Source organism: Paenibacillus lacisediminis (assembly GCF_046567315.2).
This window is the reverse complement of sequence record NZ_JBKIAX020000024.1, coordinates 14319-30868: the sequence shown is the minus strand read 5'-3', so window position 1 is coordinate 30868 and position 16550 is coordinate 14319. Positions and strand designations below refer to the sequence as shown.

Below are 16550 nucleotides of genomic sequence, written 5' to 3'. Positions count from 1 at the left end.
AGCAAATAGGGGGAGGCCATCATGACAAATGTCAAACTTTTATCTCGCAAGGCATTGATGCTTGCCGTCGTGCTCATCACGGCGCTGATCGCCGGTTGCGGAGGTCAAGCTCCGCCGGGGACGGCGGCCGGAACGGCGCCTGCGGCCGGCGCCGCCGGTGGCTCGGACAGCGCAAACAAGGGCGGCACCAAGGAAATCGTCATCGCCGAGCCGGTTCACAGCACCGGGTATCTGCCGCTTTATATCGCCATCCGCAAAGGATTTTTCGACGGCCTGAACGTCAAAGCGATCACGCTGTCCGGCGGCAGCGCCCACACCAACGCGGTGCTGACCGACCAGGCTTACGGCTTCATCGGCGGCCCCGAACATAACGCTTTCGCCAAAGCCAAGGGCGCCGAGCTTAGAGCCATCGTAAACATCGTCAACCGGGGCAATGTGTATTTGGTGGCCCGGTCCGGCCTTGACCCCGGCGACGACATTGCCGCCTTCATGAAAGGCAAAACCGTGGCCGTGTCCCAATACGGCGGGACCCCCAATTCGATCATTCGTTACCTGGCGGGAGAATGGGGACTTGCGCTTGACAAGGATTTGAAGCTGAAGGAGGTCGATACCGGAGCGATCCCGGCGGTGCTGCAGCAAAATCAAGGCGACATAGCCGTCGTGACCGAACCGATGCTGACGCAGGGCATCAAAGAAGGCATCTGGGGCGAACCGTTCTACAATGTGCCGCAGGAGCTTGGCCCGTACGCCTATTCGACGATCAACATCAAGCAGGACAATATCGAAAACGACCCGGAAACCGTACGGAAATTTGTCGACGGTATTCATAAAGCGCTGGAATTTATCCGCGACAACAAAGCGGAGAGCATGGAAATCGCCAAGCTGGAATTCCCGTCGATGGCCGATGAGCTGCTTGCGGCGACGATCGACCGGTCTTATGAGGACGAAATGTGGGAATACACAGGCCAGATTTCCGAGGAGGCCGTAAACACAGGCTTATCCGTCGTTCGCGCGGCCGGGCTGCTGAAAGACGAAGCGATCGGCTACGCGGATATCGTGGACATGCAATTTGTTAAATAAGAAAAAAATAAAATCGGGAGGAAATATCATGAGAGTATGGGACAAGTTTTTGACGGAACGCGACAAACAGGTTTTCGGCAATGCCGGATATGACGCTAAAGCCGGTTTCGGGAAACGGCCGGCCGTGTTGGTCATCGATGTCAGCTACGGGTTTTGCGGTCATCAAAAAGAACCGGTCCTCGATTCCGTCAAACGCTGGCGCAACAGCTGCGGCGAATCCGCCTGGGAGGCGATCCCGCATATTCAGAAGCTGCTGCAGGCCGCTCGCGAGCAGCGCATACCGGTCTTCTACTCGACCGGGGTCGACCGCCGTCCCGACGGCTTCGACGCCGGCGGCTGGAGACGCAAAAACACCCGTTCAGAGGAACAGGAAGGAGTCCCGGGCTACGGCAGCAACGAGATCGTCCGGGAAATTGCCCCGGAGCCCTGCGACATCGTTATCGAGAAACTGAAACCATCGCCGTTTCACGGCACACCGCTGCTGGGCTTTCTCAACGATCTCGGCATCGACACGCTGCTGATTTGCGGCACGACCACCGGCGGATGCGTGCGGGCCGGCGTCATCGACGCTTTCTCTTACAACTTCTTCGTCGGCGTTGTGGAGGAATGCACGTTTGACCGGGGCGAAGCGTCCCATGCCATCAATTTGTTCGATATGAACGCCAAATACGCCGATGTGGTCAGTACGGAGGAGACCATCAATTATATCTATCAAACGGAAAAAGGCTTGTTTGACGGAAAAATTGATTTTTCCGCCGCAAGCTCTCATGCAGCACCGTAATTTTGTCTGGGTTTCCTTATCCTGCGGATTATACTGGTTTGCCTTTTCGTTAACCCGGCCCATCATCTCTTTATATACGGCCTCCCTTGGCATTCAAGGCATTACCGCCGGCCTCGTGCTGGCGGTTTACGCTCTACTCCCGCTGCTGGCGGCCATTCCCGGCGGGTTCATCGCCGACCGGTTAGGCAGAACCGTGGTTTTGCGCGCCGGAGCCGTACTAATGATGGCCAGCGGGTTGCTGTACGGGGTTTCCACCGGCGCTTGGATTCTGGCGTTCGCCCAATTGCTGGCCGGACTCGGCCAAATGGCCGTATGGCTGGCCGTCCAGGTACTGATTACGGAAGGGCCCGCGGAAGGAAGCGAGAGCAGGTTTGCGACTTTTTCTTTGTATATGGCTATCGGGCAAATGGTTGCTCCGATCGTCTCCGGCTTTTTGTCGGATCAGTTCGGATATCGAACCGTGTTTGCCGGTTATACGCTAAGCAGCTTGCTGCTAATGCTGACCTCCTGGCGCTGCCGGGAGGAAAGCCGCACTCCCGATCCGGCTGCAGTGTCGCCTTCTCCCTCAGGCGGCGTGTCAGTTCGCTTCCGCCAGGAAGAAACCCCGATTTCGTTTAAAGTGCTCGGTCTGTTTCGGCAATGTCTAACGATGGTCCGCAACCGCAGGTTTGCCGTGATTTTGCTGACTACCTTCATCTCCTTGTTTATAGTGGACGTGCGCACGGCGTACCTGCCCATCCATCTGGAGTCGCTGGGGATTTCCAACACCCGTGTCGGACTGCTCATCTCCGTCGGGGCATTGTCCGCTCTGTTCGTCCGGCCGATTTACCCGCGGCTGATGGATAAGCTAAGCTTCCGCTGGATGCTGATCCTGACCTACGGGGTCTCGCTGCTGCTGCTGTTTGCCGTTCCTCTGCTGACCAACTTTTACGCCATAGCGGCTTTGGTGTTCGTAACCGGCCTTGCGCTGGGCATCAACCAGCCGATGACGCTGTCCATGATCGCGGGGGCTACGGCGCAAGAGGAACGGGGACTGGGAATCGGCCTCCGCTTAATGTCCAACCGCGCTGCCCAATTGCTGGACCCGCTGTTGTTCGGCTTTTTCACCGCCTTTACCAGCCTGCGGACGTCATTTCTGCTGGTGGGCGTTCTTCTGCTCGTCTGCTGCGCGTTTACCGTTCAGCTTTACCTTTCCTCGGAAAAAGAACCCCTTTCCCGGGCCAGGACGATCGAAAAAGGCCGCGAATTTCAACATCACGGTTGAAATTCACGGCCTTCTTCAAACTTTTTCAATATGAGATTAAGCTAATCCATTCTATCACTTTGTCAGGTTAATCCCGTTCGGCTGCGGTTGTTCCGTACCGTCGGAACGGTTAGCGGACCGGGCCGCGGCAATTTGGGCGATCAGCCCGTTCTCAATCCGCAAATTCCACTCCCGGACCATCCCCGGAAGCAGGCAAGCGTCAACGATAACCCATACGGTGAGGGCCAAACCAAAGAGCACGACGGGAATCAGGAACAGCAGCGATCCCATGCTGTCAGGCGACTCCACGCTTTCGATGCCTGACGCGATCGCAAACACAAAGTAAAACACAAACGCCAAAACAGACAAGCAGAGCTGGACGATTCCCGTGGCGATTTTTTTCAGATAAAAACGGTGTATGCCCAGATGGCCGACCAGAAGCATGAGATAAGCAAGCACCAAGGACTTTTCCCGCTTGTTCATTTCCAAATTCAGCACAAGCAGCTCATTCGTGGATAGATCGTTTTTCGTCAGCGCCATTAGATAGGGTACTCCGGAGATCTGCCGCGGTCATAAAAAATCCGGTCGATCAAACGGTTTTCCATTTCTGCATTGTGCTGTTTCACCCAAGTGTGCACGAGGAACGCGTCAACGATCCACCAGATGGACGTAACGAATATTCCGATAATGGTAACCGACAAAATCAACTGGGCTACCGCCGAACCGGTCCGTCCCATATAGAAACGATGACCTCCGAACATTCCCAGGAAATACCACAGAACATAAGCCACCACCATGTTTTTCCCCTGGGCCTTTACTTCCGATTCAAGCAGCAGCAGCTCCCGGGTGTCCAACTGGCTTTTTCTGGACATTAAGTAATCCATACTCACAAAAAATTCCTCCTAATCGATAAATAAAGCAAAAGCTGATTTCAGTATACTCATAGCTTTTGAGCATAACAATACAAATTTTTCCCATTTCCACGCTTAATCCGAAGGACCTGGGTAAATCATCCTTAAAGACAAATCCCCAATCTCCTTTTGGCGGAAATTCAAGAAGCCCTCAAATCCGCTTGAGCAAGGGACTTGAAGGCTTCCGTCAGCCCGAATTTACATTACACGTTAAAACGGAAATGCATGATGTCTCCGTCCTGAACGACGTAGTCTTTGCCTTCCAGACGCAGCTGGCCGCGTTCACGGGCGGCGTTCATCGTACCGGCGGCGACCAGATCCTCATAGGATACGACCTCCGCCCGGATAAAGCCGCGCTCGAAATCGGAGTGGATGACGCCCGCCGCCCCCGGCGCTTTTGTGCCTTTGCGGATCGTCCAGGCCCGGACCTCCTGCACGCCGGCGGTGAAGTACGTATACAAGCCCAGCAGCCGATAAGCAGCCTGGATCAGGCGGTCCAACCCGGAGGACTGAAGTCCGAGCTCTTCCAGGAACATCGCTTTGTCCTCACCGTCGAGCTCAGCGATTTCCGCTTCCACCTTGGCGCTGATCGGCACGACTTCGGCACCTTCCGCCGCGGCGAATTCTTTCACCTGCTGCACATACGGGTTGTTGTCCGCGTCGGCCACGCCGTCCTCGCTGACGTTCGCCGCATATAGCACTGGCTTGACCGTAAGCAGATGCAGATCGCGCAAGAGCACCTTCTCTTCATCCGTCAGTTCCACGCTGCGCGCCGGCTGATCGTTGTAGAGCGCCTCCTTGATCCGTTCCAGTACCTCGACTTCCTGGGCGTATTGCTTATTGCCGCCTTTCATATTTTTACGGGCGCGTTCGATTCTTTTTTCCACGCTTTCCACATCGGCCAAAATCAGCTCCAGATTGATCGTCTGGATGTCATTGATCGGGTTGACCTTGCCTTCCACGTGGGTAATATTCTCATCCTCAAAGCAGCGGACGACGTGCACGATCGCATCGACCTCGCGGATGTGGGCCAGGAACTTGTTGCCAAGCCCTTCGCCTTTGCTCGCCCCGCGCACCAGTCCGGCGATGTCGACAAATTCAAACGCCGTCGGCACCGTGCGGTTTGGGGTTACCATCTCCGTCAGTTTATCGAGCCGCTCGTCCGGCACTTCCACCACGCCGACGTTTGGATCGATCGTGCAAAACGGGTAGTTTGCGGATTCCGCCCCCGCTTGGGTAATCGCGTTAAACAATGTGGATTTCCCGACGTTCGGTAGGCCCACAATGCCAGCTTTTAAAGCCATATTTATGACAACTCCTCATTCATGTAATTGCTCATCTTCCTTCAACCATAGTACCGATACGCCGAAGATATTTCAAGGACATCCCGAAAACCGGCGGTTTGGCGGCATGTTGACTGGCGGCATGACGGAGGCCATCCGGCTGCCGGGCACCGCCGGTAGGGCGTTACCAGTCCAACACTTTCGCGGCTAGACCCCATCGGAAGGTACTTTCGGCCGATCCCCGCAGCTATATAAATTGAACTATTGATTGTACAGACCGGGGCAGCCGTGTGAAATGTTCTTACGATCGCTGTTGTTCTCGGATTTCTCTAATTTAACTTCAGATGTTGAAGAAATCCGCTCACAAAGGCGACCAAGCATATGCTTCCGATGTAGCTTTCTTCCAGAAAGCTTTGAGTTTCTTCAGAATCATTTCCCCTAGGTTCAATATTCTAAAATGTGACTCTTTTAGAATATTGAACCCTCTTGCCTAACTTCCGTATTTCTTTAGTTCAACTTATATAGACGCTGCCATGTCGCTGGCGGCTTACCTTCGCCCCAAGTTAGTCTAGGCCGTCAAGCCTCGGTTTCCCCCGCCAGAACTTTGGTCATTTGGATGTCCGTCACCTCGTACCCCATCTTCCGGTACAGTTCGAACGCTCTTTGATTGTGGCCAAACACGTGCAGCGAAATGGTGTCCAGGCCCAGCCGGCGAACCTCTTCCTCCAGCGCGGCCATCGTCCTTTTGCCGTAACCTTTGCCTTGATGCTCCTCGTAGATCAAAATGTCCAAAATAAAAGCAATCCGCCCTTTTTCCTGTTCCATGGCGTTAAACCACAGATGCCCGACCGCCTCCTCGCGTACAGCGTCGTGCACAAGATAGAGAAAGGCCTCCTTCGTATTTCTGCCGTCCGGCAGAAAGCGGCGGAAGGCCGCTTCCGCCAGCGCCGGCGCATCCTCGGCCGTCCACGTTCCGGCGGCCACCTTATCCTCCGCGTAATCGCGGACCGACCGGCTGCGGAAATCACGGTAATCGGCGTCGCTCATCGGAATCAGTTGAACCATGAAAGTCCCCACCTTACCATTTGTTTTGTTTTAAAACGGATAGCCCCGCAGGTCCATCACGTCGGAACCGATAAAATCACATACTGCATACTCTTCACGGGCCACTATCTGTCCACGTTCAAATTTGTGCTGCTCCGGTTGCGTTTGGCATAGGCCCACACGGCGGGAAGACCGAGAATGAGAAATACCACGACGTTAGCCAGACCTGCCGTTACAACCTCCACGACGATTTTATCGTTAGGCTCGCCCATCACGAAGATATCAAACAAGCCGGAAAAAGCCAGGGAAACAAAAATCCCTACGATTCCGCAAACGGCAAACAGGATCAGATGGCCTTTATTCATTCGCCCTTCCCTTGCATTGAAACCCTTGAATATGTAAACCATCCCCATAAAGGCCGCCGTAATGCCCGAACCCAACGCCCAGCCCCACCACACAGTGCCGCTCGTAATCAGGTCGTTAATGACATGCCCGATAAACCCGGCGATAAATCCAACCACCGGCCCGAACAACGCCCCGAATACCGCCAGCAGCGCGATGGCCGGCCGAAGCTGAGTATCCGCCACGATCGGGATGCCGATCCAACTGGTTGCCGCGTACAGCACTGCCCCGACGCCGACCGTCACCACCGTACTTGTATTCCATGTCCACAATGATGGTTTCATAGCCGTTCCCCCCTTGCGTTACGGAAAAGACGAAAAGCCGGGCACTCCGGTTTTCGATTCCTGTGTATATTTGCCGGCCTGTCTGCAACCATATGCGCTGTTTCATGGAAGGATGCCGTCCCAGCAGGCCGATATTACCCTTCAATATAATAGGGAATTTGCGGAAATGCAACGAAAAATAGGGGGCTAGCCACTGCCGCGCACTAGCGTTGCATCAAATCTGGTCTGACAAGATACATTTTCTAGCCACACAACTATTCTAACGGTTGCCATGGTGCTTATTTCACTTAAACCCGGCCAATTTTGCTTAGATTAAGGCAAATAACGGCGCTCACAACCGTTAGAATTTAAAAAAGGCCTTTTTTCGTAAAATAGCAGCTGCTACAACCGTTAGATTTCCGGGTATCTTTTATGGGAAGTGGCCACCGAGCCAAAAATAGCGGTAAAAAAAGGCGCTATTACGCGCCAAAATGCAGCACGAGAAAAATAGCGGACTTTTATGTCGTTATTGGGTAGGGGCGGGGGTAAAAGTGCGGATTTCAGCCCCTTCACAACAAAATAGAGGGAAATTTTACCGCTATTCAGAGATTTTTGGCTTCTCACATTAAAATAGCGACAAAAATTACCGCTAATCGCGGGATGCCTGACAAGGAAAGCTCTGGCTTGGGGCTATCCCCCAATACAGGAGTCAAACGGGCCCCCAGGGACGTTAGTCCATAGGCTGGCTGGCCCGACTTATGACGAAGCGTTGGCCTAACCTATACCTGGGTCGCCCAACCCCGGCCTGGACCGGGAGTGCCGCCCCAACCGGCCCCGAGCAGGCCGGCCATAAGGCGGCACGCCATTCAGCGCGCCAGCACGGCGGGCCATCCTGCGCCCCAGCACGGCGGGCCATCCTGCACGCCAGCACAGCGGGACATCCTGCACGCCAGCACGGCGGGACATCCAGTGCGCCAGCACAGCGGGCCATCCTGCACGCCAGCACGGCGGGGCTATCCAGCGCGCCAGCACGGCGGGACATCCAGCGTGCCAGCACGGCAGGCCATCCAGTGCGCCAGCACGGCAGGCCATCCAGTGCGCCAGCACGGCAGGCCATCCAGCGCGCCAGCACGGCGCGGACATCCTGCGCGCCGGCCCGGCGCCTACTCCCGGCGCACGAGCCGCACCGTGCTCCGCAGCGCCGGTATGCTCCCGGCGCCGATGCCGAACATGGCGGTGCGCAGCTCGAACTCGACGCGCTCCAGGAGCGCGTCGAGCCGCTCCTCCGAATGCACCGCCGGTTCCAGCAGCGCCCGGCCGAACCCGGCCAGGTCCGCGCCAAGCGCCAGCGCTTTGGCCGCGTCCACGCCGGTGTTCAGGCCCCCGCTGCCGATCAGGGCGGCGTCCGGGACCGCCGCCCGCACTTCGCGGATGCATTCGGCGGTGGGGATGCCCCAACCCGCGAATGCTTCCGCCGCCGCGCGGCGGACAAGGTCGCCGCTGCGGAACTTCTCGACCTGGCTCCAGCTTGTCCCGCCCGCGCCGGCCACGTCGATAAAAGCGACGCCTGCTTCGCGCAGCCGTCTTGCCGTGCCGCCGTCGATGCCCCAGCCGACCTCCTTCACGCCGACCGGCATCGGCAGCGCCTTGCACACTTGCTCAATGCGCGCCAGCAGCCCGCCAAAAGCCGTGTTCCCCTCCGGCTGGAATACCTCCTGCAGGCCGTTCAAGTGAAGCACCAACATGTCCGCTCCGGCAATATCCACCGCCCGCCGGCAGTCCTCCGGGCCGTAGCCGTAATTCAGCTGCACCGCACCCAAATTGGCGATGATCGGGATGTTCGGAGCGAAGCGCCGCACCGCAAACGTAGGCACCAGTTCCTCCCTTTCCACGGCAGCCCGGATCGAGCCGACGCCCATCGTCCAGCCGCGCCGCTCCGCGGCCTCGGCCAGGCGAATGTTGATTTGTCCGGCCAGCTTGCTGCCTCCGGTCATCGAACTGATCAACAGCGGTGTCCGAATCGGTGCGCCCAAAAATGTCGTTTTCAGGCTGATGTCGTCAAAATTCAGCTCCGGCAGCGCATTATGCCGGAACATATATTTTTCAAACCCCGTGCGGATCCCCTCGGCATTAACCTGCTCTTCCAGACATAAGCGGATATGTTCGGTTTTGCGTTCGGACGTATTCTCCATGTTCCGCTCCCTCCTTGACCGCGATAGCTATTGTAATTTAGTTCGGCTTAGATACCGCTTAAGCTTTGCTTAAATTTTGCTTGAATGTTGATAGGATTCTACTTGGATTCTGCGTAGGTTTCCCGCTTATGCTTTATCCTTAGTTTACCCCGTCCGCCGTGGCTCTCCCGGCCGCCCCGGCCGCAAGAAACGCTACAGCAGCGGCGACAGCAGCCGAGCCGCGGATTCCGCAAGACGGACCAAGATTTTTTTGTTCATAAAGCTTGCCCGGTCGATCAGTTTCGTCGACAGCAGATCGCGTTCGAAATTTTCCACGATTTTGGCGATACTGTCGCTTTGCACAAGCAGCGCGTTCACCTCAAAATTCAAATGAAAACTGCGCATGTCCATATTGGCCGTGCCAACGGTGGCCACTTCGCCGTCCACGATCAGCAGCTTGGAATGCAGAAAGCCTTTTTCATATTCGTAAATCTTCACCCCGACCTCCAGCAGCGACGGAAAATACGAATGCGACGCCAGAAACGGCAGCCATTTGTCCGGCCTCGCCGGGAACAAAATCCTCACGTCGATGCCCGCCAGCCCGGCCACCCGCAGCGCGGTCAAAATGTCCTCATCCGGAACAAAATACGGCGTCGCCAGCCAAACCGATTTTTTGGCCGAGGTGATCATGGCGAAAAAGATGTTTTTCAGCGTCCGGCTTTCGTTGTCCGGCCCGCTCGGCACGATCTGCACCGCGCCGCTGCAGCCCTGCTCCAGCTCCGGCGACAAATATGCGAGGTCGATAATTTCTTCCCCGGTCACGTACTGCCAATCCTGCAAAAAAATAATTTGCAGCGACCGGACGGCCTCGCCTTTGACCAGCATATGCGTATCGCGCCAAAAACCGTACGTTTTGCTGCGGCTCAAATATTCGTCCCCGACGTTAAGCCCGCCGATAAATCCGGTGTTGCCGTCGATCACGACGATTTTCCGGTGGTTGCGGTAATTGACCCGGCTGGACAGCGCCAGAAAGCGCATCTGCCCGTAAATGCCGACCTTGACCCCGGCGTCCCGCAGCTCCTTGATAAACGCTTTTGACAGACCGATGCTGCCGACCGCATCGAACATGAACCGCACTTCGACGCCTTCCCGGGCTTTTTGGATCAGTGTTTTCTGAATTTCCCGGCCAATGTCGTCCGCACGGTAAATGTAGTATTCCATATGAATGTGGTGCCGCGCTTTTTTCAGCTCTTTCAGCAGCGTCGAAAACGTCTCTTCTCCATTCGTCAGCACCCTGGTGCGGCTGGCCATGGAAAAAGGCGTGCGGGCCAGCCGCTGCGACAATTGCAGCAGCCGTTGCTGGCTTGGGCTGAACTGCGACAAATCCCGGGGCAGCATATGGCCGTTGAAGTGGATCCGTTCAAAACTAAGCTGGTTCAACTCGGCCTTTTTGTCAAACTTGCGCCGCTTGAAATAGTTTTGTCCCAGCAAAAAATAAAGCAGCAGCCCCACCACCGGCAACAGGGCCAGCACCAGGATCCAGGCCACCGTACTGGACGGATTCCGGTTCTCCATAAAAATCGCCAAGCCGATCGTAATGACCGTGAGCGTCTGAAATATACTGACCAAGGTACCCCCGAATTTCCCGAAGACGCCAAATCCGAAATAGTAAAAAGCAAACAGAATCGCCGCAATAATAATGATTTGAAGTCCCCGTCTCATGCCTGTACTCCTTTTTTTCTCTCAGGTGATGCTGATTCTATTCTACATGATGGTTGCTTTTCTTCCTACTGGCAAGAGCCAAATATTATAGAGATGGGAGTTTGGAAGGATGAGATTTAAAAAGAGGGCGATAGAGAAAGAGGAGAAATACCGGAGCGGTCAGTTCGTAAACGGCCCTGCGGCCGATCGGACGCCTGATGGACATTGGTCAGAGCCGTTTACGCCCGGAAAATGATCGGCCAGGATGCCAAGTCCTAGGCCGGCGTCTGCGTATCCCGCCACCGCCGGAGCTGCCGCAGATCATAGTCCAGAAATTCTTCGAGCAGCTCCGCCAGCCCCGTATACAGCGGACTGCTCGAAGCCAGCATCAGTTCATTCGCAAACGGCCGGGCCCATTTCAGCAGATGGGATTCCAGAAAATCGATCTGCACGTCCGCCAGCGTCAGGCAGGTGTGCGGCAGGCTGCTCTTGCTGAGCATGCCTTCGGCCAGCACGGCCATAAATTCCAGCTCCAGCGCAATATGATCGTCGCACTCCCCGTTTAATTTATTGAATACAACGCCGTTTTCCATATATATTTTCCGCACCTCGGAGATGCAGGCAAATGCGTCGGTTCCTTCCGTCCTGCGGCGAAACAGGCTTTCGCAGGAAGTCATTGCAGCGTCACGGCCCGTAAACAGGCGTTCGTATTCCGCCGCTTCCCTGCTGCAAACTTGGCGGAATTCCTGTTCGGGGATGCTTTTCAGATAGCCGATCAGTTTGCGCCCGCCCCGGCTCGCCGGAATGAGGCCGATCAGCTCCGCTTTATATCGCCAATGAGCGATCAAGGACATCCTCGGCGGACGGCTCAGGAAATCCATCAACACCCGGTAACCCCACCCGCGCCGCTCCAGCCACTCAACTTGTTCCTGGGTAAAAACAAACGGTGGATAAGTCATTGCCATCGGAAGGTCATCTCCTTGTTTCTTCTTAAGAGGTTGTTCAAAAAGTCATCTTTTGATCACGAAGCAGGTTTTTGAAAAAAAGATGACTTCCTTCTATGCCGGAAATCATCTCAATCGCATATACCGACACATGATTAAGGGGGTCACGTATCGCTTGCTTTGATTATAACAGGCAATGTAAGCGCTTTATGTGATTTTTTTTACACTTGTCTTTGATAACATTCTATCGCCCTGCGCCGCAAAATATACTTGAACAGTGTGTGTCAACGCATTGACTGATCAGCAGCATATATATTAAATTTGAAGCACCAAAAAGAAAGGGGGCGTTCCGTATGGAGCAGCTTCTTGATTCTTTCGGCCGAAAACACGATTATCTGCGGATTTCCGTGACCGACCGTTGCAACCTCCGCTGCGTTTATTGCATGCCGGCAGAGGGTGTGGCTTTTCAACCGCATGATGAAATTATGAGCTATGAGGAAATCGCCGAAACCGTTTCGGCGCTTGCCCCGATGGGCCTGCGCAAAATCCGGATTACCGGGGGCGAGCCGCTCGTTCGCAAAGATTTGGACAAATTAATTGCCATGCTTTCGGGAATCCCGGGCATTGAAGATATCGCCATGACGACGAACGGAATGTTTCTGACCGGCAAAGCGGCCGCGCTCAAGCAAGCGGGCCTGAACCGGGTCAACATCAGCCTGGACTCGCTGCGCCAGGACCGGTTCGCTATGATCACGCGCGGGGGAGAAGTGCGGAGAGTACTGGAAGGGCTGCAGGCCGCCGTGGACATCGGCCTGGACCCCATCAAGCTGAACGTCGTGCTGATGAAAGGGGTCAATGACGATGAAATCCGCGATTTTATCGCCTTGACGCTGGATAAGCCGCTGCATGTCCGGTTCATCGAATATATGCCGATCGGCAGCGCTACCGACTCTTGGCGCAGCACCTATTTGCCGCTGTCCACCGTTGACGAGGTGTGCCGGGAAGCCGGCTGGGAAACGGAGGAAGTGGCCGGCCCGAGAGGAAACGGTCCGGCCGAAAGCAAGCGAATTGTCGGCGCAGCCGGAACATTTGGCCTGATCCATCCGGTCAGCGAACATTTTTGCGACAACTGCAACCGCCTGCGTCTGACCGCAGACGGCCACATTAAAGCTTGCCTGTACTGGTCGGACGAGTTGCATGTCCGCCCGCTGGCCGCCGCCGGCGACCGGGAAGGCATCCGCGCGATGTTCCTGAAGGCGCTGGGCAGCAAGCCGAAAAACCATGAAATGGCCCTGGCGCTGGAGGAAAAACAGCAAAGCCATACGCCAACCGTGCGCCGCATGTCGCAAATCGGCGGTTAAAGCGGGCCCTGGGCTTTTTCGAGCCAAGCTTTGGCTTTTTCATAATCCTCCGGCCGGTTCATATTGAAGGCCAGCCATTCCTGCGGAAGGCCCGCAGCGGCGGCGAGCGTCTCCCCGTCGGCATATTCGGTCCGCAGCCCGTCCAGCCACGCGGTCATTTTGTAATGTCCGAGGCGCAGCTCCCGCTCCAGCCCTGGCAGCACACTGCGCCGGTATACCGCCAGCAGCGGGTGGACCCGGTCTCCCGTGCGGGCGATCACCGCTTCGGGACCGGAGCTCTCGCCTTCCCGCGCGGCTGTGGCCTCCGCCTGCCGGGCCTGGCGGAGCAGTTCTTGGAACAAACCGCGGTTGGCAAACGGCGTATCGCAGGCCAGGACGATATTCCAGGCTGAAGCCGAGCTTGTCAGCCCGGCATGCAACCCCGCCATGGGCCCAGCCCCTTTGTACATATCGGTTATGACCTCTTTGCCGAACGCCCGGTACGCCTCCTGGTCGTCCGCCACGATCACGATGCGACCGGCTATCGGCTCCAGCTCCCGGATGATTTTTCCTATAACGGCGATTCCCCCAAGCTCCATGAGCGCCTTGTTTTCGCCCATTCGGCTGGATCTTCCCCCCGCCAGGATGACGGCTGTTGCCTCCATAAAACAAACCTCCCATTTATAAATATTGGTAAATTGTAGAAAACTTGGTTTGTATCCCTTTTCACCTCTGTGTTACATTGAGAACATAGTCAATTATTTATTTTCGGTTGCGTTATGGACTCGGACAGAAAGGAATGGCGCGTTTGCGGGACAATCAACGATATTCGCCCTCCTCATGGATGCCGCTAAGGCTGCTTAACTTTTTCGTTTACGGAACGATGGTCATTTTCGCCGCCTTTTTTCAATTATATTTGCAGGATATCGGTATGGACAAGCTGGAGATCGGAAGCCTGATGGCCATCGGGCCGCTCATCTCTTTGCTTGCTCACCCGTTTTGGAGGTATATCAGCGATCTGCGCCAAAATCCGCGGGCCGCTCTGATCGCCATGATGCTTGGCCTGCTCGTCATGGGCCATTTGGTGTTTAAAGTGAATACGTTTCATATGCTGTATCTGGCGATGATTTTGCTTTATTTTTTTCAAAGCCCGCTTCTCTCGCAAAGCAATGGTCTGGTTTTAAGCTACACGGAAGGGGACGAGCGGAAATTTGGAGCTTTCCGGTTATGGGGTTCGCTCGGCTGGAGCCTTGTCGCCCTGGGGGCCGGGCAGATCATTGACGCGGTGGGCCATAACGGCATCTCTTTACTGTTCAGCATCTGCCTGATGCTGGCGATCGGGTCCGCGCTGCTGCTGCCGTCCATCCGCCAAACGTCGAATACGCCGTGGCTGAAAGGGGTTGAGCTGGCGCGGACGCTGCAGTATAAATACTTTGTCGCTTTTGCCGTATTTGGTATGCTGGTGGCTATTCCCAACGCGATCAACGTCATATTCATGCCGCTGTTTATCACCGACCTGGGCGGTTCCCGCCTGGAAGTCGGAGGCGCGGTTTTTCTGTCCACGGCTTTTGAAATACTTGCCTTTGTCGTGCTGGACCGTTACTTTAAGCGGAAAATCACGTTTCTGCTCGGCTGCATCACAGCGGTCAGCCTGCTGTTCGCCTTAAGATGGAATTTGATGTCCGGTGCGACCCAGCCGGTGCAGATCATGCTGATTCAACTGCTGCACTCGGTCACGTTCGGCGGCTTCTTCTATGTCGGCATCAAACTGATCGCCCTGCTGCTGCCGCGCCCGCTGCGTTCTGCCGGACAAGCGGTTTATACGCTTGCGCTCAGCGGGCTCGCCGCGTTGATTGCCGGCTTTTTCGGGGGCTGGCTGTACCAGAACTTCGGCGGCGGCGTCATGTATCGTGCCGGGATGGGATTGTCCCTCATTGGCGCGCTCGGTTATGCGGCCATGTGGTATCGTATCCACAAAAACGGCTACTCGCCGGTCATGGGGCGGTATGAACATCGATAACCTTGGATACGGCAAAAACAATGCATTCCATGCGTTACGCCCTACGCCGAGGTTACGCCGGATGGAATGCATTGTTTTTCTGACTGCATATTCATTGTAAATTATGAAATGCATTCCAGAGCAAGCGCTGCTTTTGGATTTTTCGCCTGTTTGAAGCTTTGCGGCGTGGGCAAAACCGGCCTTTTCCCGGACTTGCCGCCCTGCAAACCGGAAAGGAGTTGGCCCCATTGCCGAATATCAAGCAAATCGCTGAGGCGGCCGGCGTCTCCGTCACGACCGTCTCCCGCGTGCTGAACGATCACCCCTATGTGAGCGAAGCCAAGCGGCAAGCCGTGGAGGAAGCGATCCGCAAGCTGAACTATTCGCGCAATATGAACGCCGTTCATTTGATCAAAGGCACGACCCGGACGATCGGCGTCGTCCTGCCCCTCATCAATCTCTACTATTTCGCCCGGATGATGGAAGGGATGGCGCAGGAAGCGCTGCTTCACAACTACCAGCTGATGCTCTGCCAGACGGATTACAGGCCCGATGAGGAGCGGAAGGTGCTGGAGATGCTGCGCAACAAGCAGATCGACGGGCTGGTGATCTGTTCCCGGTCGCTGCCGCTGGACGAAGTGGAAGCCTACGCCGCTTACGGCCCGATCGCGTTATGTGAAGCCGTGCGGGACCGGCCGCTGTCGTCCGTCTACATCGACCACTACGCCATCTTTCAGAAGGCGATCACTTATTTATGGGAAAAAGGCCGCCGCCGGATCGGATTCACCGCTGGCCGCCGCCGCAACAGTCCCAGCCTGCATCGCCGGCTGCAGGCTTACAACGACACGCTGCTGGCCTTGGGAGGCAGCCCCCGCCAGGAATGGGTGCTGGACGGCTGCTATGACATCGGGGACGGCGCCGCGCTTGTCGAACACCTGCTGGCCATGCCGGAGCGGCCCGATGCCCTGCTCATCACCGGGGACCAGGTGGCCGCCGGCTTCATCCTGGCCGCGCGCAGCCAGGGGCTTGAGGTCCCCGGCGATTTCGCCGTCATCGGCTTCGACAACCAGCCGATCTCCGCCGTTCTGGGTATCACAACGATCGACAACCGGCTGTCCGAAATCGGCGCCCGCGCCTTCGATAGCGTGCGCAGCCAGCTTGCCGGCCAGCAGCCGGGCCCGGTCAGCGAGGAACTCGGCTTCCGGTTCATCGAGCGCGGCTCGGTGTGAGGGGGGAGAGGGCGAGCGGTCAGGAACGGCTTAAGCCTTTCTGCCAACAAAAATTTACAAAGGCGAAAAAGGCGCTCCCTCCCGGTTTATCCGGGAAGCGAACGCCTTTTCGGTCAAATAGCAGCACTTACAGGCGGTATCGATTGGAAAAAATCCAAT

General features: G+C 56.1%; 16 protein-coding genes. 7 read left to right on the top strand and 9 right to left on the bottom strand.

Going from position 1 to position 16550, the window contains the following annotated elements; translation table 11 throughout:
- Positions 1–21 precede the first annotated feature (21 nt).
- The 3 genes from ACLD72_RS29245 to ACLD72_RS29235 are packed head-to-tail and all read left to right on the top strand — an operon-like array spanning position 22 to position 3125.
- The gene (locus tag ACLD72_RS29245; RefSeq protein ID WP_411003866.1) at positions 22–1080 is read left to right on the top strand and encodes an ABC transporter substrate-binding protein; all 1059 of its coding nucleotides are present in this window, start codon (positions 22–24) and stop codon (positions 1078–1080) included.
- Positions 1081–1108: 28 nt separating this feature from the next.
- A complete protein-coding gene (locus ACLD72_RS29240) occupies positions 1109–1861 on the top strand; it encodes an isochorismatase family protein (RefSeq protein WP_411003867.1) in 753 nt (250 codons plus the stop codon).
- Positions 1848–3125 (top strand): MFS transporter, encoded by a 1278-nt coding sequence (locus ACLD72_RS29235; protein ID WP_458476425.1) that lies wholly within the window; start codon positions 1848–1850, stop codon positions 3123–3125. The genes ACLD72_RS29240 and ACLD72_RS29235 overlap by 14 nt, the downstream gene beginning before the upstream one ends.
- Positions 3126–3179: 54 nt before the next feature.
- Here ACLD72_RS29235 and ACLD72_RS29230 read toward each other — a convergent pair whose 3' ends face one another.
- The 7 genes from ACLD72_RS29230 to cls form a co-directional block, all read right to left on the bottom strand.
- Complete coding sequence (locus ACLD72_RS29230) at positions 3180–3644, bottom strand: TM2 domain-containing protein (RefSeq protein ID WP_411003869.1); 465 nt, start codon at positions 3642–3644, stop codon at positions 3180–3182.
- The gene (locus ACLD72_RS29225; RefSeq protein WP_251592093.1) at positions 3644–3988 is read right to left on the bottom strand and encodes a TM2 domain-containing protein; all 345 of its coding nucleotides are present in this window, start codon (positions 3986–3988) and stop codon (positions 3644–3646) included. The genes ACLD72_RS29230 and ACLD72_RS29225 overlap by 1 nt, the downstream gene beginning before the upstream one ends.
- 230 nt (positions 3989–4218) lie before the next feature.
- Positions 4219–5319 carry a redox-regulated ATPase YchF gene (gene ychF / locus ACLD72_RS29220; RefSeq protein WP_251591792.1) on the bottom strand — a complete coding sequence of 367 codons (1101 nt, stop codon included), beginning with the start codon at positions 5317–5319 and terminating at the stop codon, positions 4219–4221.
- A gap of 555 nt (positions 5320–5874) precedes the next feature.
- Positions 5875–6363 carry a GNAT family N-acetyltransferase gene (locus tag ACLD72_RS29215; RefSeq protein WP_411003870.1) on the bottom strand — a complete coding sequence of 163 codons (489 nt, stop codon included), beginning with the start codon at positions 6361–6363 and terminating at the stop codon, positions 5875–5877.
- 104 nt (positions 6364–6467) lie between these two features.
- Positions 6468–7028, bottom strand: coding sequence for an ECF-type riboflavin transporter substrate-binding protein (locus ACLD72_RS29210; protein WP_411003871.1), 561 nt, complete (start codon positions 7026–7028; stop codon positions 6468–6470).
- Positions 7029–8170: 1142 nt separating this feature from the next.
- Complete coding sequence (gene fni / locus ACLD72_RS29205; protein WP_458476422.1) at positions 8171–9199, bottom strand: type 2 isopentenyl-diphosphate Delta-isomerase; 1029 nt, start codon at positions 9197–9199, stop codon at positions 8171–8173.
- A 192-nt stretch (positions 9200–9391) separates the two neighbouring features.
- Positions 9392–10900 carry a cardiolipin synthase gene (gene cls, locus ACLD72_RS29200; RefSeq protein ID WP_411003858.1) on the bottom strand — a complete coding sequence of 503 codons (1509 nt, stop codon included), beginning with the start codon at positions 10898–10900 and terminating at the stop codon, positions 9392–9394.
- Positions 10901–11009: 109 nt separating this feature from the next.
- Between cls and ACLD72_RS29195 the strand changes: the two genes are divergently transcribed.
- Positions 11010–11135, top strand: coding sequence for a hypothetical protein (locus ACLD72_RS29195; protein ID WP_411003857.1), 126 nt, complete (start codon positions 11010–11012; stop codon positions 11133–11135).
- 19 nt (positions 11136–11154) lie between these two features.
- Here ACLD72_RS29195 and ACLD72_RS29190 read toward each other — a convergent pair whose 3' ends face one another.
- On the bottom strand, positions 11155–11844 hold the full coding sequence (locus ACLD72_RS29190; RefSeq protein WP_411003856.1) for a molecular chaperone: 690 nt from the start codon (positions 11842–11844) through the stop codon (positions 11155–11157).
- A 332-nt stretch (positions 11845–12176) separates the two neighbouring features.
- Between ACLD72_RS29190 and moaA the strand changes: the two genes are divergently transcribed.
- On the top strand, positions 12177–13184 hold the full coding sequence (gene moaA, locus ACLD72_RS29185) for a GTP 3',8-cyclase MoaA (protein ID WP_411003855.1): 1008 nt from the start codon (positions 12177–12179) through the stop codon (positions 13182–13184).
- Here the strand turns inward: moaA and ACLD72_RS29180 are convergent.
- On the bottom strand, positions 13181–13828 hold the full coding sequence (locus ACLD72_RS29180; protein ID WP_411003854.1) for a molybdenum cofactor guanylyltransferase: 648 nt from the start codon (positions 13826–13828) through the stop codon (positions 13181–13183). The genes moaA and ACLD72_RS29180 overlap by 4 nt on opposite strands.
- A 179-nt stretch (positions 13829–14007) precedes the next feature.
- Between ACLD72_RS29180 and ACLD72_RS29175 the strand changes: the two genes are divergently transcribed.
- Positions 14008–15183 carry an MFS transporter gene (locus tag ACLD72_RS29175; RefSeq protein ID WP_458476418.1) on the top strand — a complete coding sequence of 392 codons (1176 nt, stop codon included), beginning with the start codon at positions 14008–14010 and terminating at the stop codon, positions 15181–15183.
- Positions 15184–15410: 227 nt separating this feature from the next.
- Positions 15411–16391, top strand: coding sequence for a LacI family DNA-binding transcriptional regulator (locus ACLD72_RS29170; RefSeq protein WP_411003852.1), 981 nt, complete (start codon positions 15411–15413; stop codon positions 16389–16391).
- Positions 16392–16550: the final 159 nt, after the last annotated feature.

What these genes read in the sequence shown, in the direction of transcription:
- ACLD72_RS29245 (WP_411003866.1), top strand. Translation starts at nt 22, where the DNA reads ATGACAAATGTCAAACTTTTATCTCGCAAGGCATTGATGCTTGCCGTC.
- ACLD72_RS29240 (WP_411003867.1), top strand. Translation starts at nt 1,109, where the DNA reads ATGAGAGTATGGGACAAGTTTTTGACGGAACGCGACAAACAGGTTTTC.
- ACLD72_RS29235 (WP_458476425.1), top strand. Translation starts at nt 1,848, where the DNA reads ATGCAGCACCGTAATTTTGTCTGGGTTTCCTTATCCTGCGGATTATAC.
- ACLD72_RS29230 (WP_411003869.1), bottom strand. Translation starts at nt 3,644, where the DNA reads ATGGCGCTGACGAAAAACGATCTATCCACGAATGAGCTGCTTGTGCTG.
- ACLD72_RS29225 (WP_251592093.1), bottom strand. Translation starts at nt 3,988, where the DNA reads ATGGATTACTTAATGTCCAGAAAAAGCCAGTTGGACACCCGGGAGCTG.
- ychF (WP_251591792.1), bottom strand. Translation starts at nt 5,319, where the DNA reads ATGGCTTTAAAAGCTGGCATTGTGGGCCTACCGAACGTCGGGAAATCC.
- ACLD72_RS29215 (WP_411003870.1), bottom strand. Translation starts at nt 6,363, where the DNA reads ATGGTTCAACTGATTCCGATGAGCGACGCCGATTACCGTGATTTCCGC.
- ACLD72_RS29210 (WP_411003871.1), bottom strand. Translation starts at nt 7,028, where the DNA reads ATGAAACCATCATTGTGGACATGGAATACAAGTACGGTGGTGACGGTC.
- fni (WP_458476422.1), bottom strand. Translation starts at nt 9,199, where the DNA reads ATGGAGAATACGTCCGAACGCAAAACCGAACATATCCGCTTATGTCTG.
- cls (WP_411003858.1), bottom strand. Translation starts at nt 10,900, where the DNA reads ATGAGACGGGGACTTCAAATCATTATTATTGCGGCGATTCTGTTTGCT.
- ACLD72_RS29195 (WP_411003857.1), top strand. Translation starts at nt 11,010, where the DNA reads ATGAGATTTAAAAAGAGGGCGATAGAGAAAGAGGAGAAATACCGGAGC.
- ACLD72_RS29190 (WP_411003856.1), bottom strand. Translation starts at nt 11,844, where the DNA reads ATGGCAATGACTTATCCACCGTTTGTTTTTACCCAGGAACAAGTTGAG.
- moaA (WP_411003855.1), top strand. Translation starts at nt 12,177, where the DNA reads ATGGAGCAGCTTCTTGATTCTTTCGGCCGAAAACACGATTATCTGCGG.
- ACLD72_RS29180 (WP_411003854.1), bottom strand. Translation starts at nt 13,828, where the DNA reads ATGGAGGCAACAGCCGTCATCCTGGCGGGGGGAAGATCCAGCCGAATG.
- ACLD72_RS29175 (WP_458476418.1), top strand. Translation starts at nt 14,008, where the DNA reads ATGCCGCTAAGGCTGCTTAACTTTTTCGTTTACGGAACGATGGTCATT.